We start from the raw sequence: 22,560 nt of genomic DNA on the forward strand, positions 1-22,560 counted from the left end.
CCCGCGCCTTCGACGCGTCTGATACATCTTCGTTTTATCACACCGCCAAAGCGCGAAACAGACCCAAATGGAAAATGCTTGAGAATTTATATATGGTAATTAATGGTAATTTAGCACCTGGACCATTTCACCAAAAAAATACGACGATATCTCAGGCCACGCCCAAGATGTCGTCGTATCAACACCCAAATCATTCTCCACAGTCAATGATCAGCTGTTCCGTCAGTCCTGTGTAGCGATGGGTTTCACGGTGGTTTTGGGCCATGGCGCGCAGGGTGTCTTCACTGCCCACGGCGATCAGCCAGCGCCGGGCCCGCGTGACGGCCGTGTACAGCACCCGGCGGTTCATGAGCATCGGCGGGCCGGGCAGGGCGGCCAGAATCACGGCGGGGTATTCGCTGCCCTGCGCCTTGTGCACCGTCACCGCCCAGGCAGGCTCCAATTCTCCGAGCCTGTCGAAGGGATAGACAGCCAGCCGGTCGTCGTCGAAACGCACGGTGAGCCGCTCCGCCCGCACGTCCAACGCCACGACGACACCGGTATCGCCGTTGAAAACACCGAGCCCCCCGCCCGGCCCCTCCACTTGTTTCCAGACGAGGTCATAGTTGTTTTTGATCTGCATGATCCTGTCCCCCACGCGGAAGATCTGGGCGCCGAAACGATGTTCCGGCCGTTCCGGCGACGGCGGATTCAACGCCTCCTGCAAGTGGCGGTTGAGGTTCACGGTGCCTGTGACGCCCCGGCGCGTGGGCGAAATTACCTGGAGCATGGCCGGCGCGAGGCCCAGGTTCTGAGGGAGACGCCGGGCACACAGGTCAAGGATCGTGACCAGCGCGTCCTCCGGCGCGCACCGAGAGAGAAAAAAGAAATCCTCGTCTTTGCCGCGCGCGCCGCGCAACGGGGAGAGCGCGCCCCGGTTTACCTCATGCGCCCGCCGCACGATCTGGCTCTGGCCGGCCTGCCGGAAGATCTCCGTCAGGCGGACGGACGGCACCCGGCCGCTCGCCAACAGGTCGGAGAGCACAAGGCCCGGGCCCACCGACGGCAGTTGGTCCGGGTCGCCCACCATCACGAGCCGCCCCTTCTCCGGCAAGGCCTCCACCAGCGCCCGCATCAGCAGGGTGTCAACCATCGACATCTCGTCGATCACCACCACATCGGTCCGAAGCGGCGCCGCAGCGTCGTGGACAAAGCCCTGCCGCCCGGTCTCCGGGTTAAAGCCGATCTCCAACAGGCGGTGGAGCGTCCGGGCCTCCCGCCCGGTGACCTCGCTCATCCGTTTCGCGGCCCGCCCGGTGGGCGCGGCCAGCGCGCAGGAGAGTCCCAGCCGGTCGAAGAGATCCAGCATCGCGCGCAGCGTGGTGGTCTTGCCCGTGCCGGGTCCGCCGGTCAGCAGCATGACGCGGCTCTGCGCCGCGAGGCAAAGGGCTTCACGCTGCGCCTTGGCGTAGTCGACGCCGGCCGCGGCCTGCACCGCGTCGATCAGCGCATCCAAGTCCCCCGGGGGGGGCAGCGGCGTGCACCGGGCGGCCACTTGTCTGGCCACCGTCACCTCCGCCTCGCGGAGTTCCGCCAGATAACAGGCGTCGATGCGCCCCACTGCGGTCCGGATCACGGCGCCCTCCACCGCCAGCGCTTCGAGCGCTTCGTACGCCGTGCCCGCGTCGACGCCGATGAAGCGGACGGTGGACTCGATCAATTTGATCTCGGGGAGGAAGACATGTCCCTCCTCCGCGTTGAACATGAGTTCGAAGCGCACAGCCGCCCGCACGCGACGAGGGTCGTCCCCGTCGAAGTGCAGGGCCAACGCCAGCTCATCCGCCTTGGAGAAGGACACGGCAAACGGTTCGGACACCAACAGATAGGGGTCGGCTCGCACTGCCTCGACGGCCGCGGCGCCGTAGTGCTCGGCGAGGCGGGTGGCCAGATGGAGCGGCAGCCCGTACCCGCTCAAAAACTCCATCAGCCGCCGTACGCCGTGCTGTTTGGCGAAGGCCTCGCCGATGGCGGCCGCGCGCCGGGGCGTGATGCCGGAGACCTCGCTCAGCCGCTCGGGGGCCGTGCCGAGGATGGTCAGCGTCTCGGCCCCGAAGCGGGCCACGAGCCGCGCCGCAGTGGCCGCGCCGATGCCGGGCACGACACGGGCGGAGAGGTAGTCCAAAATGGCCGACGCCTCTGCCGGCAGGGTCCGGACGATGGCGTCGGCTTTGAACTGGGGGCCGTACTGCGGGTGTGTCGTCCAGGCGCCCCGGGCCTCGATCCGTTCACCGGGCGCCGGGTCCGGCAGGTATCCGACCACGGTGATCTCGTCCTCCGACCCGCCGCGCACCCGGATCACTCCGTATCCGGTGCGCTTACCGGCATAGACCACGGCGGACACCTCGCCCGAGATCACCGTCTCTGTCTGATGCTCCATGGGCGTGTTCTCATCCTCTCTTTTGTGATGGAGCGCCGAGCGTGAGCGCCGGATTGTCCCGGCAGAGGAGCGCCACCGCGCGGCGGACATCGGGCGTGAGGTCCTCGTCCAGCACGACGACGCGCACCTCGGCGGCGCCCCGGCGGCACAGCCGTAAGAACCGGCCGACCACCGGCCTAGGATCGGCGCCGCCCGTCAGCCGCAGAATGATTTGCGCCGAACAAGCCGGAACGCCCTCATCCAACAGCGGCGCCAGACACAACCACACGACGGACACCACGCCGATGGAAGCCAGCAGCGCGACGATCATCTCAAAAAATTCCGACATTTCGTCACCTCATCCCCGACGCCTACCGCCCGACGCCTGAAGCGGCCCATGGCCTGAACCATCTTATGCCAAAACCGGGGTTTGGGGTGACAAAATCCCAAATCAATCAAATACCGACGGCCGCCACACGAAGATGGAACGCGTTCCATCTTCAACAACATCTCTTAGAAGATACTCGCAGCTGTATACGAGAGCCCTGTGACGATGGCGGCGGCGAGGAGGACACCGATCAGGATGGCCGGAAAGGCATTTTTCAGGCGCATGTCCAGCAGCGCGGCGATCAGCGCGCCAGTCCAGGCTCCCGTCCCGGGCAGCGGCACCGCGACAAAGAGACACAGACCGATGAGCTCATAGCGGTACATCTTGTCGGCCTTGGCCAAGGCGCGTTTCTCCAGCCGGTAGACCGCGCCCGCCAGCCGGCTTCGGTCTTTCATCCACAAAAAAACGCGCCGGACATACGCCACGATGAACGGGACGGGCGCCATATTGCCGACCACACTGACAAAAAAAGCCGTGTACCACGGAAGTCCGGCCACCGCGGCCACGGGGATGGCCCCGCGCAGCTCAATGACCGGGACCATAGAAATGAAAAACGTCATCACGGCCTGCCCCGTTGGCGGCAAACCCTGCAACCAGTCTCCCAGCGATGAAAAGACTTCTCCCAAAACCGCACCTCCCTCATCTGCACAGACCGACAGCCGGCGGACGCCCGCCGGCTGTTCCTCTGTTATACTATACCCCATCTGTAGGCTGGATTCAACGAAAATTTTTCGAAGGCGGCCTCCCCGCTTTCTTCTGTGACCCGTAAACGAAGGCCTGTCCGGCAGCAAAATTGTGTGCCGGACAGGCCTTCGTGTCTTGAATATCTTTGTTCCAAAAAGCTTTCACTCGCGCCCCATCATCTATGCGAGCCTTAGCGGCCTGGAATGCGTCCCGGGCCTGCACATAGCCGCCATTAGACGGTATCCTTCAAGGCGTTGACACGGGCCTGGAGCGCCGTCTTGTCGACAGCGGACTTTGGTCCGTTCAACACGTACACATAGTCGACGACCATCTCGCCGGAGTCGGGGGAAACGCCCTGCTTTCCGCTGCTCTCATCAGCCCATTCGGCCGCTTCGACCGTCAGCTTGATATAGGCCGGGTTTTGTAAGACGCCCTCGTTCTGCCGGATCCATGACCAATCGCTGTACGAACCACCCGAACTGGAATAGTGCGAGCTCAGATTTTTCCAGCTCCCGATGACGACGCCGTCCACCGTGAAGATGTAATCCGTGGGCGACCATTCCAAGCCGATTTTGTGGAATTTGCCGTCGTAGATGTCGATACCAGATCTCCTGGCGCTGCTTTCAATGGACACTTCCTCGGAGGCGGCCATGCGGGAGGCCGTCTCCCAGCCCGGGTCGTTCGGGTAGAGAAGATTGCGGCCGGTATCTCTGCGAGGCCCGGTGTTTATATTTCTGTCGATGCTGCTTCTATACGTGTGATAGGCTGCATTGAACGTCTTCGCCAGATAACCGGCGCTCTCAATGATGTCTATCTCGGTCGCATACTGGCTGCCGCCTTCCGCTATCGTGAGAGGCGCCGCTGTCGCCGGACTGAACAGCCAGAACGCGCCCCACACCGCGTTGCTCTGCGGGAACTTGACGTTGGCTTCGTAGTAGCCGAACGCATTCTCGTAGATGATATCATCTGAGCCGTAGGCGCCGCCGCCCTGGGCGGTGGTTCTGCCGCGGGTGCGCACGCCGCCGGCCGTGATAAAGTTGTTTTTCACGTATGTGCTGGCGTTGGCAGGCGCCGCGTCCGGGTCTTTCTTGTAGCCGAGTACCAGCTCACTGCCCCCATCCTCCCTGACCCTTACCGTCGTCATATTGTCGCGCCAGTTACCCAGACCCTGGCGGTTGGCCTGCTGCGCCAACATAAATTTGCCCTCACCAACGGTCTTATCTTCGTGGACACCCTTCGAGAAATCTTCGTAGAAAACAACATCCGGAGCCGCTTCCGCGGAGGCGGTCGCGCTGAAGGTGATGTGGATGAGCAGGTTGTCGTCCTCGTATTCCCAGGTCGTCGCCTTCACGCCTTCGGAGGGCAACCCGGCGATTTGCGCAGGCGTGATGGCATTGACGGCAAAACTTCTTACCGTACCCGGCATCCCGCAGTCCGACCAACCGGCGTTCGGCTCCAGCGTCAGTGTCACCGTGTATTCCGTGTTCGGCAGAAAGGCTTTATCTATCGCGGGCTCCCAGGTAAGCGTCTGGTTGAAACCGTTGCCCACCGAGGCGGCCGTACCGGTGTTGTTATATAAATTGGCTTTATACGGGTACTTAAACAGGCCGGCCGGGAAATGGCCCGCCACCGGCGCCGCTATCGGTCGAACCTCGCCGACCAGGGGCAGCGGTGCGGCGACAACAACCGCCACCACGTTTGAAGTCACAGAAGGCGCACCAGGCGAGCTTACTACGCAATAGTAGTAATATGTACCTTCCGTCAAATCTGTTGGGAGCTCAAACGTCGCGCTTGCTGCGCCGTCCACGGCTGTCCAGCCGTCGGCGGAAGCCGCGTACCACTGATAGTCCAGTTCCGCGCTCGGGGTCGCCGTCGCCGCGACGGTCAGGCTGCCGGTTACGCCGCCCGCCGTTACGGTGGTGCTTGCCGCCGGGTGGGTGTCTATGGTGATTCTGGACGACGGGAAGAAGTTGCTGTACGTGTTGCCCGGCGTGACCGCCGCGTTGTAATACTCCCTCAGTTCAGAGACTGTCTTAAAGTCGATGCCTCTGCTGCGAAGTTCATGCACAATCTCGGGAAGTGCCTTCTTTGTACTGTTTTGGTAGTCCTGGTGATCGTGGTGCACGTAGACCTGACCGCCTCTTGGTCGATTGTTGGCGTTTGTCTGCGTGAAGTATCTGTTCACCAGATAAGAAGCTGAGTTTTGCAAATCCCAGTCATTCGTGTCAAAACCCCACGAATTGGACAGGCCCAGCTGGCCCGCGGCCGTTGTGATGTTCGCGTTTTTGTCATCATACGGGAACCGGATCCATTTCGCGTCTTTCCCGGTAAATTCGCGGAGGTAATTCTGCGCCTTCAAAAAGTCCGTCATCATCACATCTGGGTCGGCATTGGTCCAGCGCTCATGCTGCCATGTGTGATTGCCCGCTTCATGACCACCGGCGACGATTCTGTCGATGGCCCTTTTGTATTCCGGATGTCTGTTTGACTTCTCAAGGTTGTTGCCGATGATAAAGAAGGTGGCTTTGACGTCGAGCGCATCCAACACATCCAGCAGATCGTTCGTATTGGGACTGATTGTATCGTCAAAAGAGAGTGCGACAAACTGGGTGGGCACCGGGTACGGAACCGCCGGCTTGGTGGCCGGGAATGTTTTGGTGATCACACCCGAACCGGCGGCATGCGTGGTTCCATAGCCGGCTGCCGAGGACCCCGTGCCCGTGATGTTGTAGATTCTGAACCAGTTGGCCGCTATGCCGTCCAGGGTCCAGCCGGGTCTCGGTGTCAATGTCACGGTCGCCGTGTACACGGTATCCGGTTGAAAAACAGCGTCATTGGGGCTCCATTCCACCGTTGCGGTGTACTGGTTCGATGTGGTGACGGATGTCACGGGCGCATTTCCGGTCCTCGGCGGTACGATGTCCCGGATCTGCGGGAAGCTGATTCGGGCGGGCGCATCTAGGACGCCGTCGCCTTCGAGGTAAACCTTCTTGATCTTTACAGACTCACCGAGATCGGGCAGCGCTCCCACGCCTCTCAACCTCTGGAGATCCCAGTTGCCGGTACTGAAACCAATGTTGATGCCAGGCGACACGATCGCATTGGTCCCATTCGCGATCCGTATTGTATCGGTACTGGTCAGGCTGTCAAACGCAGCATCCTGATCAATCCGGAAACGCAGTATGCTGCGGAACCATCCGACGGGCGCCTCGTCCAATTCTATGACCACAGCGTCATAGCCCCTCATGTCGACGAGATTTTCAAACACAAACCGAAACGGTATGTTCCTGGCAGCCGCACCGGCGCCGTTGTTGGAAAGACGTATCAGACCGTCTTCATAGGCCCATGTGGACGTGCCGCCGGGCGTGTGGACCGTGATTTCGCCAAGCGCGGCCGCCCACTGCCCCTTCTCAAACAGCACCGGAAGCTCCGTCGCAGCAGGTTTCGTGACAACAACCGCCACCACATTTGAAGTCAGCGAAGGCGCGTTCGGCGCACTGATTTTGCAATCGTAGTAATACGTGCCTTCCGTCAAATCCGTCGGCACCGCGAATGTGTCGCTTGCTGCGCCGTCAATGGCCACCCAGTTGTCGGAGGAAGTCGTTGTGTTCATGTACCACTGGTAGGACAGCGCCGCGCCCTGCGCGGCTGTCGCCCTGACCGTGAGGCTGCCGCTGATATGCCCCTCAACAAGCGCTTCGGCGGCGGGCGCCGTCGGCTGCGTGTTGAGGGTGATGACCTGCGGTGTGGCGCTGTTTTGGAAAAAGTTTGCATAATTGACGCCGGGTGAAGCCGTAAAGTTTCTGTGCTCTCTCAGTTCAGCAATCGTCATAAAGCCGACGCCTCTGCTGCGAAGTTCATGCACAATCTCAGGAAGCGCCTGCACTGTGTTGGTTTGTCCGGGCTGGTTGTGGGAGACGTAGATTTGACCGTCTCTCACACTGTTGTTGCCCGTGGCCGTAAGTATCGTATTCACCAAACGGGACGCCGAATTGGGGAAGTCCCAGTCGTTTGTCGCGAGCCCCCGCAAATTTGTCAGGCCAAATTCACCTGCCACCCGCAGAGACATCGTGCCGTGGCTGGCATACGGGATGCGGATCCATCTCGGCATTTTCCCGGTCAGCGCAAAGATCACGTCCTGATTTCTCTTGAAGTTTTCCCTCGTCACGTTTTCGTCGGCCGTATTGTCGTACCGTTCATGCTGCCACGCGTGGCTTTCAAGCTCATGGCCCCCGTCAATCAATTTGTCGAGCGCCCTTTTGTATTCCGGCCTTGTGCCCGCCTTTTCGAGGTTGATCCCGTTGGCAAAGAACGTGCCCTTGACGCCGAGCCGGTCCAAAACGTCCACCAGCGCCTCCGTGTCTGACAAGTACACATCGTCAAAAGACAGCGCCACAAATTGGGTGGGCTCCGGATAGGGCAGGATGGCTTTGGTCGCCGGGAACGTGTGGGTGAGTATCCCCGACCCGGCCTCGTGCGTCACCTGCACGGCGCCGCCGGTCGGATAGTAGATCCTGAACCAGTTCGCCGGCACGCCGTCCAGCTTCCAGCCGGGTTTCGGCGTCAGTGTGATGGTCGCGGTGTACACCGTATCCGCCCGGAACGTAGGATGAGAAGGGCTCCACGCCACCGTCGCGGCATACTGACTCGAAGTGGTGATCGTTCTCACAGGCGTATTCCCGGTTCTCGGAGGGTAGATGTCCATGAGATTGCGGGCGTCGCCGTTGATGGTGACGGGGGCGTAATTTCCGTCGCCCTCAAGGTAAATCTTCTTGATCCTCACGGACTCGCCATACGCGGGCAAGCCGCCCACGCCCCGCAGTCTCTCAAGATCCCAGTTGCCGGCGGACATGCCAACCATACCGCTGCTCACATTGGTGCCGCTCTCCATCCGGATGATGTCGGTGTGGCTGTCGCTGCCCCATCCGGCGTCCTGATCAATCCGGAACCGCAATATGCCGCCAAACCATCCGGCGGGCGCTTCTTCCAACTCCATGACGACCGCATCATACCCTCTCATGTCGACGAGATTTTCAAATACAAACCGAAACGCCACGTTCTTGCTCACGGGAACGCCATTATAGATGCGGATCAGACCGTCTTCATAGGCCCATGCGGAGTCGCCGCCGGGCGTGTGGACCGTGATTTCACCAAGCGCGGCCGCCCACTGCCCCTTCTCGAACAGCACCGGGAGAGCGGGGATAACGGACGCCGAGGCTTCACACAGCGGCACCCCGGTCGTCGCATCCCATAAAAACGCCTTTATGTTTGCTTCGCTCGCAAAATCGACGCCGGTCCATGTGTAAGCGTCCGTTCCGACAAGCGCGTCCTTTCTTTCGGACACGTATGCAAGCCTGCCTCTCTCGTCGTAAACTGCAAAGAACACATCGCCGATCTTCTCGCCGGCAGCGCCGGATGTATGCAGATTCAGGGTGACAGCCTCGTCGCTTTTTTCAATGCTTACAATGGAGACCTCAGCCTCTGCAGCCGGCGCGGCGGCCAGCGGGGCCAGCGGGGACGCAATCATTAAAACACTTGCCGTCAGCAGTAACCACGTTAAGAATTTTTTCATTTTGTTTGGCACCCCTTTTCCCTGTCTCTTCACTTTTTCTTCCTAGCAAAAGTCAGATTAACCACAATAATTATATGGGCAGCCTCACAATTTGTCCATTCTCTTATAGTTCTATTTTCTTCCACAACATGCAGAAAAAATCCTTTTTTCGTGATATTTTATATTTTTTCCACTGCAAACCCCCGCGCAGTCGTTTTTTTGCTATTGCCTGGCGTCGCAAAAAGACCGCAAACGCTGTTGTTCCAGCGCTTGCGGTCTTTTTGCGGTCTTCAGATCACACCCCGCCGGGGCGTGCACCGCGGGCCTTTCGGCGTTTCGGGAACGAGGCCTTTCACCCGTTTGTAAAGCAGGAAGGTGAGCCCGCCGACGAGCGCGCCCTTGAAAAGATTGAACGGGGTGATGCTGAGCAGGACGATGTCCCACGTGGTCTGCACGGCGGGGATCAGCCGGGCGCACATGGCGACGATGGTCTCCATCGGCATGATTTTCGCGTAGAACGGGAGCGTGATGTAGTAGTTCGCGGCGGCGCCCGCGAGCGTCATGGCCAGGGCGCCGCACACGAGACCCGCCACCGCGCCGCCCCGGGTTCGACGCAGCCGGTAGACGAGGCCGGCGGTCCCGACCAGGGCTGCACTGACGATGAAGTTGGCCAGCTCCCCCACGCCGCCGGTGGATGTCACGAACAGATGGATGAGGTTTTTGACAAGCACCACCGCTAGCCCGGCCTGAGGCCCGAACCAAAACGTCCCCAGCAGCGCCGGCAAGTCGGAGAAGTCCAGCTTCAAAAACGGTGGAAAGAACGGCAGCGGGAAGTCCAGATACATGAGGACGCCGGACAGCGCGGAAAACAGCGCCATGATGACCAGCATCCGCACATTGACGGCCCGGCCCGATGGATACGGCTGCGTGTGTGTGTTCGACATGGACAAGCGCCTCCCTGCAAAAAAAAATACGCCCCGGCTCATACCGGGGCGCGCACCCATGAGTGAACCGCGACTAACGCCGCGTGACCCATGGTCTCTTCTCCCATCCAGACTGTCACTGTCGGCACCGGAATCACACCGGTTCAGCGCCTCAAAAGAGACGCTCGCGGGCTTGACGGGCTGCCCCGTATCACCGCCGGTGGGGAATCTCACCCCGCCCCGAAGAGAACAAAATCATTGTACCGCCGCGCCCGGAAAAAAGCAAGGGGAAATTTTGCACAAAACTTCACAAACCGCCACCCGCATGCGGCGCTTGCCTGTTTTCCGTTCACTTCCGCTGTTTCCAGGTAAAAAACTTCATCGTAAACCCGATGGTCACACACAGAAAAACAAACAGCGCGCCGAAGTCCAGAAGGACTGTGGGCGTCAGGACCGGGGACACCATCAGACTGCGCATGGCCTCCAGCGCGTAGGTAAACGGGAGCAGCCGCTGGAAGACTTGCAACGCCGGCGGCAGGCTGTCCAGAGAATAGTACACCGGCGTTGCGAACATGACAAAGAACATCATAATCATGGAAAGGGTCTGGCTGGTGTGATAACGCTCGCTGCAGGTTCCGATGATCGCGCCGAGACCTATCATGATGACCATGCTCATGAGAATGATGAGTCCCAGCCAAAAGGACAACACAAAACCCGTGTCGAGCAGCAGCGTCCCCACAATCGGCGTCACAATCAGTGCGGGCAGCACACTGACGGCCGCGCTGAAAAATACCCCCAGCAGCGGGCTGGCACGGTAGATGGGCAGCGTGGCCATGTGCTCAAACCCGTTTCTGGCCCGCATGCCGATCAAAATCTGCGCCAGCGTGGTGATGCACAAATTGGAGATGGACGTGACAAAGTTACCGGAGATATAGAGGATGGCCACTTCTTTCGTCACCACCACAGGCATCAGGCACACCATCAGCACGATCCCCAGCGGAATGACCATAGAAAACAGCGCGTTGACCGCCGCGAGGGACGCCTGCTGTTTTAGGCCAACCATAAAATAGATCCAGGTCTCTGTACACAGACGGCGCATACTTTCTTTCAGTCCCCCGCCGGAGCGTCTTCCGACGGCGCCCGCCGTCCGCATCGGCTGTGTCGTCAAAGCCCGTTCCCTCCTCTCTCTCGTGCCCGCCGCGGCGTCTCACAAGACGCCGCGGGCTCACGCAAATTTGGCCCCCATGGCTTTGATGTAGACATCCTCCAGGTTGGGCCGGCTCATCTGTATGTTCTCGACGCGCGCACTCAGGCTCCGATCGGAAAACACCTCGCCGATGCAGCGGACAATGTCGTCCTCTCCCGTGTAGACAAACAGCGTGCGCCGATCCTCCGACCACTTTTTCTCGTAGCCCGCCAAAAAGTCCGCTCCTGTCTCACCCTCCGCGTCTTTCAGCAGGAGTTCCACCCGAATCTGACGGTTCAGCTCCTTGATCAGGCTGCGCGGACTGCCCTCCCGGATGATCTTGGCGCTCGCAAAGATTTTCACCTCGCAGGCGATGCTCTCGATCTCCCCGATGCTGTGCGTGACCAACAGAACCGTCGCACCTGTGGCGGCGGCGGTCTGCTTCAGAAAATGCCAGAAGTATTGCCGCATCTCCGGATCCAACGCGTTCGTGGGCTCATCCAAGATGATGAGTTCCGGAGATCCGATGACCGCGCAGGCCAGCGCCACCGCCTGCTTCTTGCCCCCGCTCATGGTCTCCATCACCACCCGGAGGTCCTGCTCCAAGTGGAGCTGCGCCGCCAGAGAGGCTATGTGCGCCAGAATCTCCGCCTTCGGCATCTTCTTCAGCCGCCCGGTGTAAAACAGCGCATCCCACGCGGTCAGATGATCCCAGTGCGCGAAGCGCGACTGCATCATGTATCCGATCTTGGAGAGCCCGCCCGCGCCGCAGACGGTCTCCCCAAACAGGGTGATGCGCCCCGACGTCGGCGTCGTGTAGCCGATGATCTGCTTGATCAGCGTCGTCTTCCCCGAGCCGTTCGGGCCGAGAAACGCCACGATATCACCTCTGTCCACAGAGAAACTGATGTGATCGTTGGCCACCACGCAGCCCTTTCGCGTCCTGTATTCCTTGCACAGGTCTTCCACCTGCAGCACTGTATCGGCCAAAGGCCTCACCCCTCTCCCGTGTTTGGATCGCTTAGCGCTGGATCCGGGAGTACACCCTTTTGTATGAAAAACCGTACCGTGCGCTGGAACAATCGCTCCATATCCCGCATCGCGAACACCTCGTCCGGGTCGAAATAGGCGCGCGTGTTGTCGTCGGCATAGCGGACGCGGATGGCCGCCGCCCTCTCCGTGCCGCGCGGCAGCAGCGGCAGCAGGCTGGCGCAAGTGCTCTGCGGAGCCCGTCTGGCCCGTTCTTGCACGCGCGCATGCCAGGCCGGGTAGTCAAGCAGCGCCATCTTATACCGGCAGGCGCACAGCCACGCCCACAGGCGGTCCGCCGTCAGATCCTGCGCGCAACTCAGATGGTAGTTGCGGTTCATGCCGGCGTCCTGCCGGGAGATCCCGACGATCACCCGACTCAGCGCGTCGACGCTCACCATGTCCGTCGGCATACCCTGGTCCACCATAGCGCGGACCTCCACGCACGCTTTGATCATCAGCCATAGAAAATCGCTGGCCTGACACGCGCCGCTGACGGAATCGCCGCTTATCCTCGTCGGGCGGTAGATGTTGACGCACAACCCCCGCGCCCGCGCCTGCCGGATAAGCCCCTCCGCTACGATCTTGGTCTGCGCGTAGCCGCTCACGCGGTTCCCGTGTGTGACGTCCGGGATGCTGTCCTCCCCCGCCACCTCCAGACGGGTGCCGTCGAAGACGGACAGCGTCGAGACGTAGTGCACCGGCTTGGACCGCGTCCGCGCGGCAAAACGCAAAATCTCTTCCGTCCCCGTGACATTGGCCGCCTTCAGCTGCTCGTAGGAGTGCCCGTACTGCACCGACGCGCCGCAGTGGTACACCGCATCGATACGCCCGGCCAACGCCTCGTATCTGTCCTCGGACCACCCAAACCGCGGGCGCGTCAGATCCCCCGCCACCGGGATCACACGCTCCACGGGGACGTCTGCGAGCCCGTAGTAGTCCAGCCCGGTCCTCAGCCTCGCCAGAGCCTGGACGTCGCCGTCGGCGCGCACCAGGCAGTGGACGCGGGCCTTCGTCATGCACAGCAAGTCCCTGAGTAGGTAGACACCCAAAAAGCCCGTGGCCCCGGTCAGCAGAATGTCCGCCCCGCACGCCGCGGTACTCTGCGCCGCGGCCGCGATGTCCGCGGCCAGCGCCATCTCCCGGTCCAGATCCACTTCGCCGCCGGTCTGGACCGTTCCGTCCGCCAGATAACTGTCCAAATCCTGAATGGTCGGTTTCGAGAAGAAGTACTTGTAGGGCACGTCCACATGAAACCGCTCGCTGATCAAAAACATCAGCCGCGTCACCAGAATCGAATTGCCGCCAATATGGAAAAAATTGTCATATATGCCGATCCGCTCCACCTCCAGCAGCTGCCCCCACAGTTCGGCTATCTCGCGCTGCCGCTGCGTGACGGGCGCCACAAAGGCGGTCCCCAAATCGAGGCTCCTGGCCGGGGCGCGCCGGAGCGTCTCGCTGTCGAGCTTCCCGTTGGCGGTGATCGGGAGCGCGTCCACCACCAGGAATTTGCTCGGAATCATATACTCCGGCAGATATTCCTGCAAAAAATCGCGGACCGCGCGCCCATCCGGCTGCGACGCCCCCTCCGTGACGAGGTAGGCCGCGAGCTCAGTGAGTCCGCCGTCGCTCTCTCTGGCCAAAACAGCGGCCTGCCGTACCGCCTCGTGGCGGAGCAGCGTTTTTTCAATCTCTTCCAGTTCGACGCGAAAACCCCGGATCTGCACCTGTTTGTCGATCCGCCCCCAATACTCCAATTCGCCGTCGGCGCCGTAGCGCACCAGGTCTCCGCTGCAGTACAGCCGCCCTCTGCGCAGATATGGGTAGGTGATGAATTTTTCTTTTGTGAGCGGTTTGTTGCCGAGGTACCCTCTGCTGACACCGCTGCCGCCGACGACAAATTCACCCACCACGCCAAACGGCACCAGCTTGTGGCGGGGGTCCATCACATACCCCTGATAGGTCGGCAGCACCCGTCCGATGGTGTTTTTGCCCGCCGCGATGTCCTCTTTCGTGATCTGTTTGTACGTCACATGCACGGTGGTCTCGGTGATGCCGTACATGTTGACCAGCATCACCGCCGGGTACCGCTCCGCAAACGGCGCGAGCTTCCCGATGTGCAGGGCCTCTCCGCCAAAGATAACAACTTTCAGCGCCGACAGGTCCGGCGCGTGCGCCATGTCCTCCTGACTCAGCAGGGAAAAAGCCGAAGGCGTCTGATTCAGAACCGTCACGCGGTGTTCGATTAGCATCTCGCGGAAACGTCTCGTATCGCGCGCCTCCTCCGACGACACGATCAGAAGCCGTCCGCCCGTCAGCAGAGCGCCGTACATCTCCCAGACTGAGAAGTCGAAGTGATAGGCGTGGAACATCGTCCACACATCGCCCGGCGCGAAGGGGAATAGGCCGCAATTTCTCTGAATGAGCACCGAGACGTTCTGGTGCTCGATCATGACCCCCTTCGGCTGCCCCGTCGTCCCAGATGTGTAGAGCACATAAGCAAGCGTATCGGGGCGTCTCCGCCACAGGGGTCTGTGGGCCCTCCCGCGGGCCGTCTTATCGGCCGTCTCCGACAGCGCCAATAACAAATCAGAGAGCAGCAACACCTCGCCGACGTCCGCGCCGAGAGGCCTCTCCGAGATCACCAGCCAGGCGCCGCTGTCGGCCACGATGTACTGGATCCGCTCTCGGGGCAAGGCGGGGTCGAGCGGCAGATAGGCGCCGCCCGCTTTCAGAATCGCCAGCATGAGGGCGACACAGTCCACGCTCTTCTCCACCACGAGCGCGACGATCGCGCCGCGCGCCAGGCCCCTGGCTTGCAGACAGCAGGCCAGAGCGTCTGACTTGTCTCTGAGCGCCCCGTAAGTCAGGCAGCCGCGCGCGTCCTCCACGGCGACGGCATCCGGTCTCTGGGCGGCCTGCGCGTCAAAGAGTTCGTGCAGACAGTCCCCCCAGAACATCTCCGAGCCGTGCTGTCCATATTTTTCCAGCAATCGCTCTTCCTTCGGAGAGACGCAGCTGACCGCCTCGACGCTCTTATCCGGATGATTCAAGAGCCGCCGCGTAAGCGTCAGATAGTTCTCCGCCAGGCGCGACGCCATCTCATCGCCGAAATACCGGCGGTTGTACGTCAGCAGCAGCGTAAAACCGGCGCCGCGCTTTACGATGGACAGATTGTAGTCGTACTTCCCCCAGCCGAGGTTCAGGTCGATCTCGGCAAATGTCCCGTCGTCCTCCTCCCGCTCCTGTTCCTCGTAGCGGAAGAACACGTCGAAAAACGCGGTGCGGCCCATGTCGTTGTCCGGCTTGATCTTCATAACCAGTTGCTCAAAGGGGATCACACTGTGCCGCGCCGCGCCGTCGGCGCTCTCGCGGACCTGTGCCGCGAGAGCCCGGATGTCAGCCTGCGGGTCGAGGACGTCGCTGACCAGCACCAAATTGGAGACAGGGCCCACAACGTCCTTCGTGCCCCCGCTGTCGTCTTCACGCACACTGGTTCCGACGTTGATCTCGGTGAGACCCGTATACTGCATCATCAGCACTTTGTACGCCGCCATCAAAAAATCTCCGGCGCCGCCGGCGCGCGCGAGCGCGTCCAGTTTCTCCGCCAGCCCCGACGGAAAGACTCGGCGGCAAACCGCCGGCTCATAGACGTGCACCAAGGCGCGGCGGCTGTCCGTCGGCAGCGTCAGCGTCTGGATGCGATCCCCCAGTTTGCCCCGCCAGTACATGACCTCTGTCTCAAGAAAGTCCGCCGGGAGTTCCCGCTGCCACAGGGCGTAGTCGACGTATTGCAGGCTCTCCCCACCGGCAATCGCCGCCTCGCCGGCGGTAAGTCGGCGGTACGCTCGGATGAAAGCTCGCCGCAGCATCTGTTTCGACGGGGCGTCGCACAGGCTGTGGTGCAAAACAAGCAGGAGGTAGTTCGCCCGCGCGCGCGTCTCAAGATACCATGTCCGAAACAGAGCCCCCTCAAGGCCGTCCCGAAAGGCGCCGAACGCGAGTTCTTTCAGACGCTCCACCGCGCTCTCACCGTCGTGGATATCCGGCGCCCGCAACACCGTAAAGACCGGCTCGACATCCTCCAAAATCTCTTGATAGATGGTGTCGCGCTCCTTGACAAGGCGGGTGCGTAAGATCTCAAAGCTGCCCGTCAGATGGCGAAGCGCTTTGCGCACCGTCTCCTCGTCAAGCCGCCCTCGCACCTTCAGGATGAGCGGCACATTGTGGTACACCGGCCCCTCCGGGTAGAGCGCGCCCCGCTCGAAGGCGTCGATGAACCACATTCTCTCCTGATGATCGGATGCTCTGTACCGCATGGTCCGGCTCCTTCCTTTCCTGCCCCAAAACGGGTGTTCCTGTCAGTGGGCGAGCCGCTCGTCTTTGACGATCGCACCGTCTCTGATGTGGAGAATCCGGGTGCCGCAGGCGGCGGACTCCACGGAATGCGTCACCATCACGATGGTCTTGCCGAGTTCCCGGTTCACCGACCGCAGGAGCTGCATCACGCCCTCGCCCGTCTTGCTGTCGAGGTTTCCGGTCGGCTCGTCGGCAAAGATGATGTCCGGCTGCCCGATCAGCGCGCGGGCGATCGCGGTCCGCTGCTGCTGCCCGCCGGAGAGCTCCCGAGGGAAGTGTTTCTTGCGGTCCGACAGCCCCACGGTCTGCAGGATCTGCGCGAGCGCCCCCTTCATCTGTCCGGGCCGCTTCCCGTCCAGCACCGCCGGCAGCAGAATGTTCTCCTCTACCGTCAAATTGGGGATGAGGTTGTAAAATTGAAACACAAACCCTACCATATTGCGCCGCAGCGCACTTTTTTCCGCGTCGCGCATCTCCCGGATGTTGCGACCGTTCACCCAGATGTCCCCGCCGGTGACGCGGTCCAAGGTCCCTATCAGGTACAAAAGCGTGCTCTTTCCGGACCCCGACGCGCCCATGACGCTGACAAACTCTCCCCGGCCGACTTCAAAGGAGACGTCGCGGAGTACGGAGACTTTTGCGTCGCCCACACCGAACTCCTTGCTGACGTGTTTTACCTGAATCGCAAGCTCGCTCATCTTCTTTCCCCCGATTTCTTCATGGCTCAGATGTCAGAAGTGCATCTGACACCCAAACCCATCATTCGTACTTGATCCGCTCGATCAAACTCATCTTCTTGTTCTTCCAAATGGCCAACAGCGACAGCACGCCCATGACGACGAGAGCCGCCGCACCGAAGATGAGATACTCCGTCATGTCGCCGCGCATCTTCACGCGTCCAAAGATAAAGCCGAGTATCCCAGGCGTGATGTACAGCGTCCCCCGCGCGGCCGCGAACCCGAACAATACGCCGAACACACCGGTGAGCAGCGCCTCCGTCAAAAAGAGCCGGTTCACCTTTTTCTTCTCCATGCCGAGCGCCCGGTACGTCGCGATGTCCCGCCCCCTGTCAAACACGCTGACCAGGATGTTGTTGACGATCCCGATGATGCCGACGAGCAGCGCAAAAATCGCGTAAGCGCCAATGATGCGAAACATGCCGGTGATAAAATCCTGGTTGGCGGCCACCAGTTCCTCCAACGTCTGCATGAAGAGAATCTCGTCTAAAAACGTCTGCCGGATGGCGTTCTTCACCTCGTCCGGCGCACCGTTCGCCTTGACGTAGAGATGCGTGTAAAACGACAGGCCGGCGTCCGCCGTCATATGGCCGGCCGAGATGAACGCGATGTTGCCCAATTTAAAGGAACTGTCGATCAGCGCGGTGACCGTGTACGCGACATCCCGTCCGCCCAGGCGCAGCTGTACGGCGTCCCCGGGCGCCAGACCGAGCTTGGAGGCCAGCAGCTCCGTGACGACGATGTGCCGGCCGGCGCCGAGGTCCCGTACCGCGGCTATGGCTTTCTCGCTCCGGCCGGCGCCCATGTAGTCGAAGAAATCCTCGGACTCGATGCCGTACAGCGTGTTGAGGAAGAACCCCCTGTCGGAGACCTCCACGTCGTTTAGCTCATAATCCCCGACAAACGACGCGACGCCCGGCACCGCCCGCAGCGCCGCGAGCGCCTCTTCGTCGGCCCGCCTCAGCTGCAGGGAGACGTCATACAGATGATACTCCTCATATACGCTCTCCACGGTGTACGAGATGGCCTCGGAGACGCCTCTGATCACCAGAACGCCGGCGAGGGAGATAGTGAGCAGTCGGACGATGTTGAGCAGCGATTTGCTGCCGCCCACGTTGCGGATCGCCAACCAGAATACGCCGCCCCCGCACACACGGGTCAGCAGCCGGGCTGCAAATCGGACGGCCTGCGTGACGGCCAGCATCGTGACCAGCAACAGGCAGGACATACAGACAATGGTCAGGATCATGGACATGAGACCCGTCGGCAGGTATCCGGGAATGAACAGGCACAGCAGATAGACGACCACCATCATGAGCATCAGCGACACGACGCGACGGCCGCTGCGCGCCCCCTCCGGCGCGCCGAGGATCATCTCTTTGACCGACGTCTTAGACAGGCGGACAATGGGGAAAAGCGCGCTGGCGATCGTCAGCGCCGCCGCGTACAGCACCGCGGCGAGCGCGTCGCGCCCGCCGAACTGTACCGACACCGGCAGCCCCCCTCCCAGCTGCGTCACATACACATCGACAATCGCCCACAGCACGCCCAAGCCGATAAGGACGCCGAAGACGCCGCCCAGTATACCGTAGACGCCGCTCTCCAGCACCAGCAGCGCGTTCATCTTCCGCCCGGTTGCGCCGACGCTCCGGAAGCTGCCGTAGACCTGTGTCCGCTCTTTCATAATGAGGGTGAAGGCCGTGTAGATGATAAAGACGGTCATGAAGATCACCACCACCGAGGCAACCCGGAACGGGAGCACCACCGTAGAGACAATTTGAGCTAACTCGTCCGGGTTCACCGGCCGGCTCACATCGCACGCGGGCAGCGCGGCCCGCAGCGCGGCCATCTGCGCCTCGATCTGGTCGGGCGCGTGCAATTTGACAAAGAAGAGATTGGACTGGTTCCGCGCGTCCAACAGATCGCCCAATGCCTCCTTGGGCACCACCGCCGTGATCTCCGTGCTTTCGTTCAGGAACAGACCGGTGGCCTGTGCGATTCCATACACCGTAAAGCGTTGCGCCCGCCCCAAAAACCGGACGGTAACGGCATCGCCAACCGACAGCGCGCGCCGCGCCGCGAAGCGCTGGCCGACGATGATCTGCGCCCCCTCAAAGGGCGTCTCGGCCCGCGCCGCAAACACCACCGGATTGTTTTGCGCCAGCGCGTCCAGCGTCGTACCCAAGACATTTAAATACACCATGTTTTGGGCATCCGGGGCATACAGCCCCTGGGCGCGCAGCACCCCCATCACATAGTCCGCCGCCGGCGCCGTCGGCGCGAGGGCGTCGTCGGCGATGTACTTCGCAAGGCCCGTCTCCGTCTTGACCGTCACTTGGATGTCCGCGTTGCCGCTGGCCGCGTATATCTGATCCAAATACATCTCCCGGCAGGTGCGGCTCATACCCTCGGTGGCAAACAACAGCGCGGCGGACACGGCGATCGAGAACAAAACGAGGAAGAACCTCGCCTTGTTTTCCATCATGTTGCGAACCAGATACCTAAAGATCATCTTCACAGTTAGCATCCCCTCCCCATCTCAACCGGCCGCGGGCCGTCTCCGTCCCCATGTCAGCGGCGCGGGCGCGGCGGGGGCGCACGGCGCCCCGTCCGCTGTCTCTCCCCCCGCGAGGGCACTGCGTATCAGTGCGACGATCTCCGGCACATGCTCATAAAAATAGAAATGATCCCCCTCAAACGCGTGGTATCGGCATGCCCTGTCGGTGCACGCCCGCCACCGCAGCATGTCTTCCGCCCGCCCCAAAAACGCCCTGTCCCCCAGCCCGGAGAATACTGTGAGGCCGCAGGGCAGCGGGCGGAGCGGCTCGCTCAGCGCCCTGGTCGCCATCATCCGGTAATCGGCCTTCAAGATAGGGACGATCAGATCCATGAGCTCCTTGTGCCGCACGATCTCTCGCGGCGTCCCGCCCAGAGCGAGCACGCGTTCCATGAACGTCTCGTCCGGCAGCTCATGCAGCGGCGCTCGCCGTGCGGACGGGACCGGCGGCACATTGGCCGACACAAAGACGTGCGCCGGCGGCGGCGCGCCCATCTCCTCCAGCCGAAAACAGACGTCATAGGCCAGCCAGCTCCCCATGCTGTGCCCAAACAGCGCGTAACGGCCCCGGATACGCCGCCGGACGACGGCCCCGACGTCGTCCACGGCCTGCGCGAAGGTGTCGTACAAAGGCTCCGTGAAGCGTCGGCCCCGGCCAGCCAGCTCGATGGGCTCAAAGGCGAGTCCCCGGTCCGTGTGCTTTCGAAAACACGCGTATGCGGACGTCATACCGCCCGCGTGGGGGAGGCAAAACACCTGCGCCGATCCCATTTCCATCTCCTGACCCTCTCTCTGTGTTTTCTCTTGTCCGCCAAAACAATGGCCCGACCAATCATCCGGGACGCGCTGCGGTGTTGCCATAGACAAACACCTCCGAAAAGAGCGGAAGGACCGACAGATTCCCCTGCACCAGCAGCTGTCCCTGGGTCATGGCTTTCAAAAAACTCTCTTCCGATTTGCCGAAGACCTGCATCCACTGCGTCAGCGTCGTTCGGACGCTGAGATCCGCCCGGCTCTCAAGGTCCTCCGTGATCTCCAGCTCTTTGCCGCGCACGTGGAACACGCACACGCCCGGCGCATCGCCGACGAAAGTAAATTTTACCGTGAAATCCCTGCCCTCGCCGGCACCCCTGAACATCAGCAACATCAGGTTCTTAAAGTTTTGCACGCTACCGGGCGGCACCGCTTCGCGGTGTTTCAGCCACCGCGAAGCCAGCTCCAGCGAGCTGATGCGCGCCTTTGTGCCTATCTCCAAACTCAGATTGTGCGAGAGGATTGTCTTTTCCAGGTCCCCCAGATCCTGTGAGACCCGCCGCGCCGTTTCCACGTCCACGGCGCCCGTCTCCGCCATCTGCCGCCCGGCGTCCCGGCATGCCTGCAAGACAGACTCTCGCTTCTCCCGAAAGGCGCCCCAGAACAAAAACGCACTCGCATTGCCCCGGTAAAGTTCCGCTGTCAGCGCGTTTCCCAGCAGGTAGTGCAAATACGCCGACATCTGGGCAAACGCGTGGCTCACATGCCAGGATGCGGACGCAATCACCACCGTTTTGGGCAGGGGCCCTCGAAACGGCTGGCTGACGGTACCGCCAAAGACGTCCTGACGCGCCTGCAGCGCCGGAAACAGTCGTTCAATGAACCGTTTCAGGGTGGCGCTGACCATCCCAAAATACACCGGCGTGACCAACACTAGGATGTCGGTCTGCATGAACAGCGGGAAGATCCGCCGCGTCATCTCGTCCGGCAGCACGCATCGCCCCACAGAGGGCGTCATACAGCAGGTACAGTCCCGGCAGTCGTCGATGCGAACCGCCGTCAAGTCGATGTCCGTGACCTCGGCGCCGGCGCTCTGCAATCCCTCGATGAACCGCCCCGCCATCTGCCGCGAGGTACTGAGCAGAAGCTCCCTGGGACTCGACTGCACAACCAACGCTCTCAACCCGCAGCCGCCTCCCTCTCCTCCGATGCCGACGCCTGCGCCGCGGCCCGGAAATACTTCCGGCAGCCGAAGCAGTAGAGCGGCCCTGTGACGCCGCCCAGCGTGCCGGCCACCAGCATCATCAGGCTGTATGACATGCCGGCGATGCTGACCGCTATCTGGCTGATGTAACTCAACACCAACACGATGCACTGCACGCTGGCGACAATGCCCAGAATGCACTGTTTGCGAGAAAATCGGTTGCTGCGCAGCGCGACGAGGTTTGTGGCCAGGTACCCCACGCCGAACAACCCCCACGTCCAGAGAAAATAGGGGTCCAGTGGGAAGTAGTGCGGCGCCGTGATCTCTTCGAGCGTGAATCCCGCGGCGTACTGCTGCAGCATCACCCGGGTGACCTCGACGAAGTGCACCCAGTTGGCCGCCCCCAACAAAAGGCCAAAGAGCATACAGATCTTGCTCCAGGTAAGTACGCCCGCGTGCCGTTCATTGCCCTTGCCGACATACACGTTCAGCGCGACGACCACCGCGATGTTCAGAATGTACAGGACCGCAAACAGCAACCGCCATATGATGTTGATGTACGGACGATGCAGCAGCGTCCCGAACCCCTCTCCGCCGGCGATGTACATGCCGACCGGGTCCACTGCGATCATCACGGTGACAGTCACATAGAGGAGAGCCACCACGGCCGTCAAGAGACCGCCAAGCCGCAGAATGCTTCTCTCACTTTGGGTGTACGTCTCTCCAAGAACCGCCTGGTATTTCATGCAACTTCTTCCTTTCCCGTCCGGTCTTTCTTTTTTCCGTCCCATCCC

At 61.4% G+C, this 22,560-nt stretch carries 13 protein-coding genes and 1 riboswitch; all 13 genes read right to left on the reverse strand.

Going from position 1 to position 22,560, the window contains the following annotated elements:
• Positions 1-190: 190 nt before the first annotated feature.
• The 13 genes from LBK75_06965 to LBK75_07025 all read right to left on the reverse strand — a co-directional run bounded on the left by LBK75_06965 (position 191) and on the right by LBK75_07025 (position 22,512).
• The gene (locus LBK75_06965; protein ID MDR1158033.1) at positions 191-2,416 is read right to left on the reverse strand and encodes an ATP-dependent RecD-like DNA helicase; all 2,226 of its coding nucleotides are present in this window, start codon (positions 2,414-2,416) and stop codon (positions 191-193) included.
• A gap of 10 nt (positions 2,417-2,426) precedes the next feature.
• The gene (locus tag LBK75_06970) at positions 2,427-2,744 is read right to left on the reverse strand and encodes a hypothetical protein (protein MDR1158034.1); all 318 of its coding nucleotides are present in this window, start codon (positions 2,742-2,744) and stop codon (positions 2,427-2,429) included.
• 164 nt (positions 2,745-2,908) lie between these two features.
• Entirely contained in the window at positions 2,909-3,409 is a 501-nt protein-coding gene (locus LBK75_06975) for a small multi-drug export protein (protein ID MDR1158035.1), read from the reverse strand.
• Between the two features lie 290 nt (positions 3,410-3,699).
• Positions 3,700-9,039: a polysaccharide deacetylase family protein gene (locus LBK75_06980; GenBank protein ID MDR1158036.1), complete on the reverse strand. Its 5,340-nt coding sequence runs from the start codon at positions 9,037-9,039 to the stop codon at positions 3,700-3,702.
• 269 nt (positions 9,040-9,308) lie between these two features.
• Positions 9,309-9,962, reverse strand: a complete 654-nt coding sequence (locus tag LBK75_06985; GenBank protein ID MDR1158037.1) for an ECF transporter S component — start codon at positions 9,960-9,962, stop codon at positions 9,309-9,311.
• Between the two features lie 91 nt (positions 9,963-10,053).
• A riboswitch (FMN riboswitch) is annotated at positions 10,054-10,193 on the reverse strand.
• A 97-nt stretch (positions 10,194-10,290) separates the two neighbouring features.
• Positions 10,291-11,109, reverse strand: a complete 819-nt coding sequence (locus LBK75_06990; protein MDR1158038.1) for an ABC transporter permease — start codon at positions 11,107-11,109, stop codon at positions 10,291-10,293.
• A 57-nt stretch (positions 11,110-11,166) separates the two neighbouring features.
• On the reverse strand, positions 11,167-12,117 hold the full coding sequence (locus LBK75_06995) for an ABC transporter ATP-binding protein (protein ID MDR1158039.1): 951 nt from the start codon (positions 12,115-12,117) through the stop codon (positions 11,167-11,169).
• Between the two features lie 5 nt (positions 12,118-12,122).
• A complete protein-coding gene (locus LBK75_07000) occupies positions 12,123-16,475 on the reverse strand; it encodes an amino acid adenylation domain-containing protein (GenBank protein MDR1158040.1) in 4,353 nt (1,450 codons plus the stop codon).
• A gap of 42 nt (positions 16,476-16,517) precedes the next feature.
• Entirely contained in the window at positions 16,518-17,213 is a 696-nt protein-coding gene (locus LBK75_07005; protein MDR1158041.1) for an ABC transporter ATP-binding protein, read from the reverse strand.
• A 61-nt stretch (positions 17,214-17,274) separates the two neighbouring features.
• On the reverse strand, positions 17,275-19,764 hold the full coding sequence (locus tag LBK75_07010; GenBank protein ID MDR1158042.1) for an ABC transporter permease: 2,490 nt from the start codon (positions 19,762-19,764) through the stop codon (positions 17,275-17,277).
• Positions 19,765-19,791: 27 nt separating this feature from the next.
• Positions 19,792-20,586, reverse strand: coding sequence for an alpha/beta fold hydrolase (locus tag LBK75_07015; GenBank protein ID MDR1158043.1), 795 nt, complete (start codon positions 20,584-20,586; stop codon positions 19,792-19,794).
• A gap of 55 nt (positions 20,587-20,641) precedes the next feature.
• On the reverse strand, positions 20,642-21,745 hold the full coding sequence (locus tag LBK75_07020; protein MDR1158044.1) for a flavodoxin family protein: 1,104 nt from the start codon (positions 21,743-21,745) through the stop codon (positions 20,642-20,644).
• Positions 21,742-22,512: a hypothetical protein gene (locus tag LBK75_07025; GenBank protein MDR1158045.1), complete on the reverse strand. Its 771-nt coding sequence runs from the start codon at positions 22,510-22,512 to the stop codon at positions 21,742-21,744. The genes LBK75_07020 and LBK75_07025 overlap by 4 nt, the downstream gene beginning before the upstream one ends.
• Positions 22,513-22,560: the final 48 nt, after the last annotated feature.

This window comes from Oscillospiraceae bacterium, assembly GCA_031265355.1.
In the GTDB taxonomy this organism is placed as follows: Bacteria; Bacillota; Clostridia; order Oscillospirales; family UBA929; genus JAIRTA01.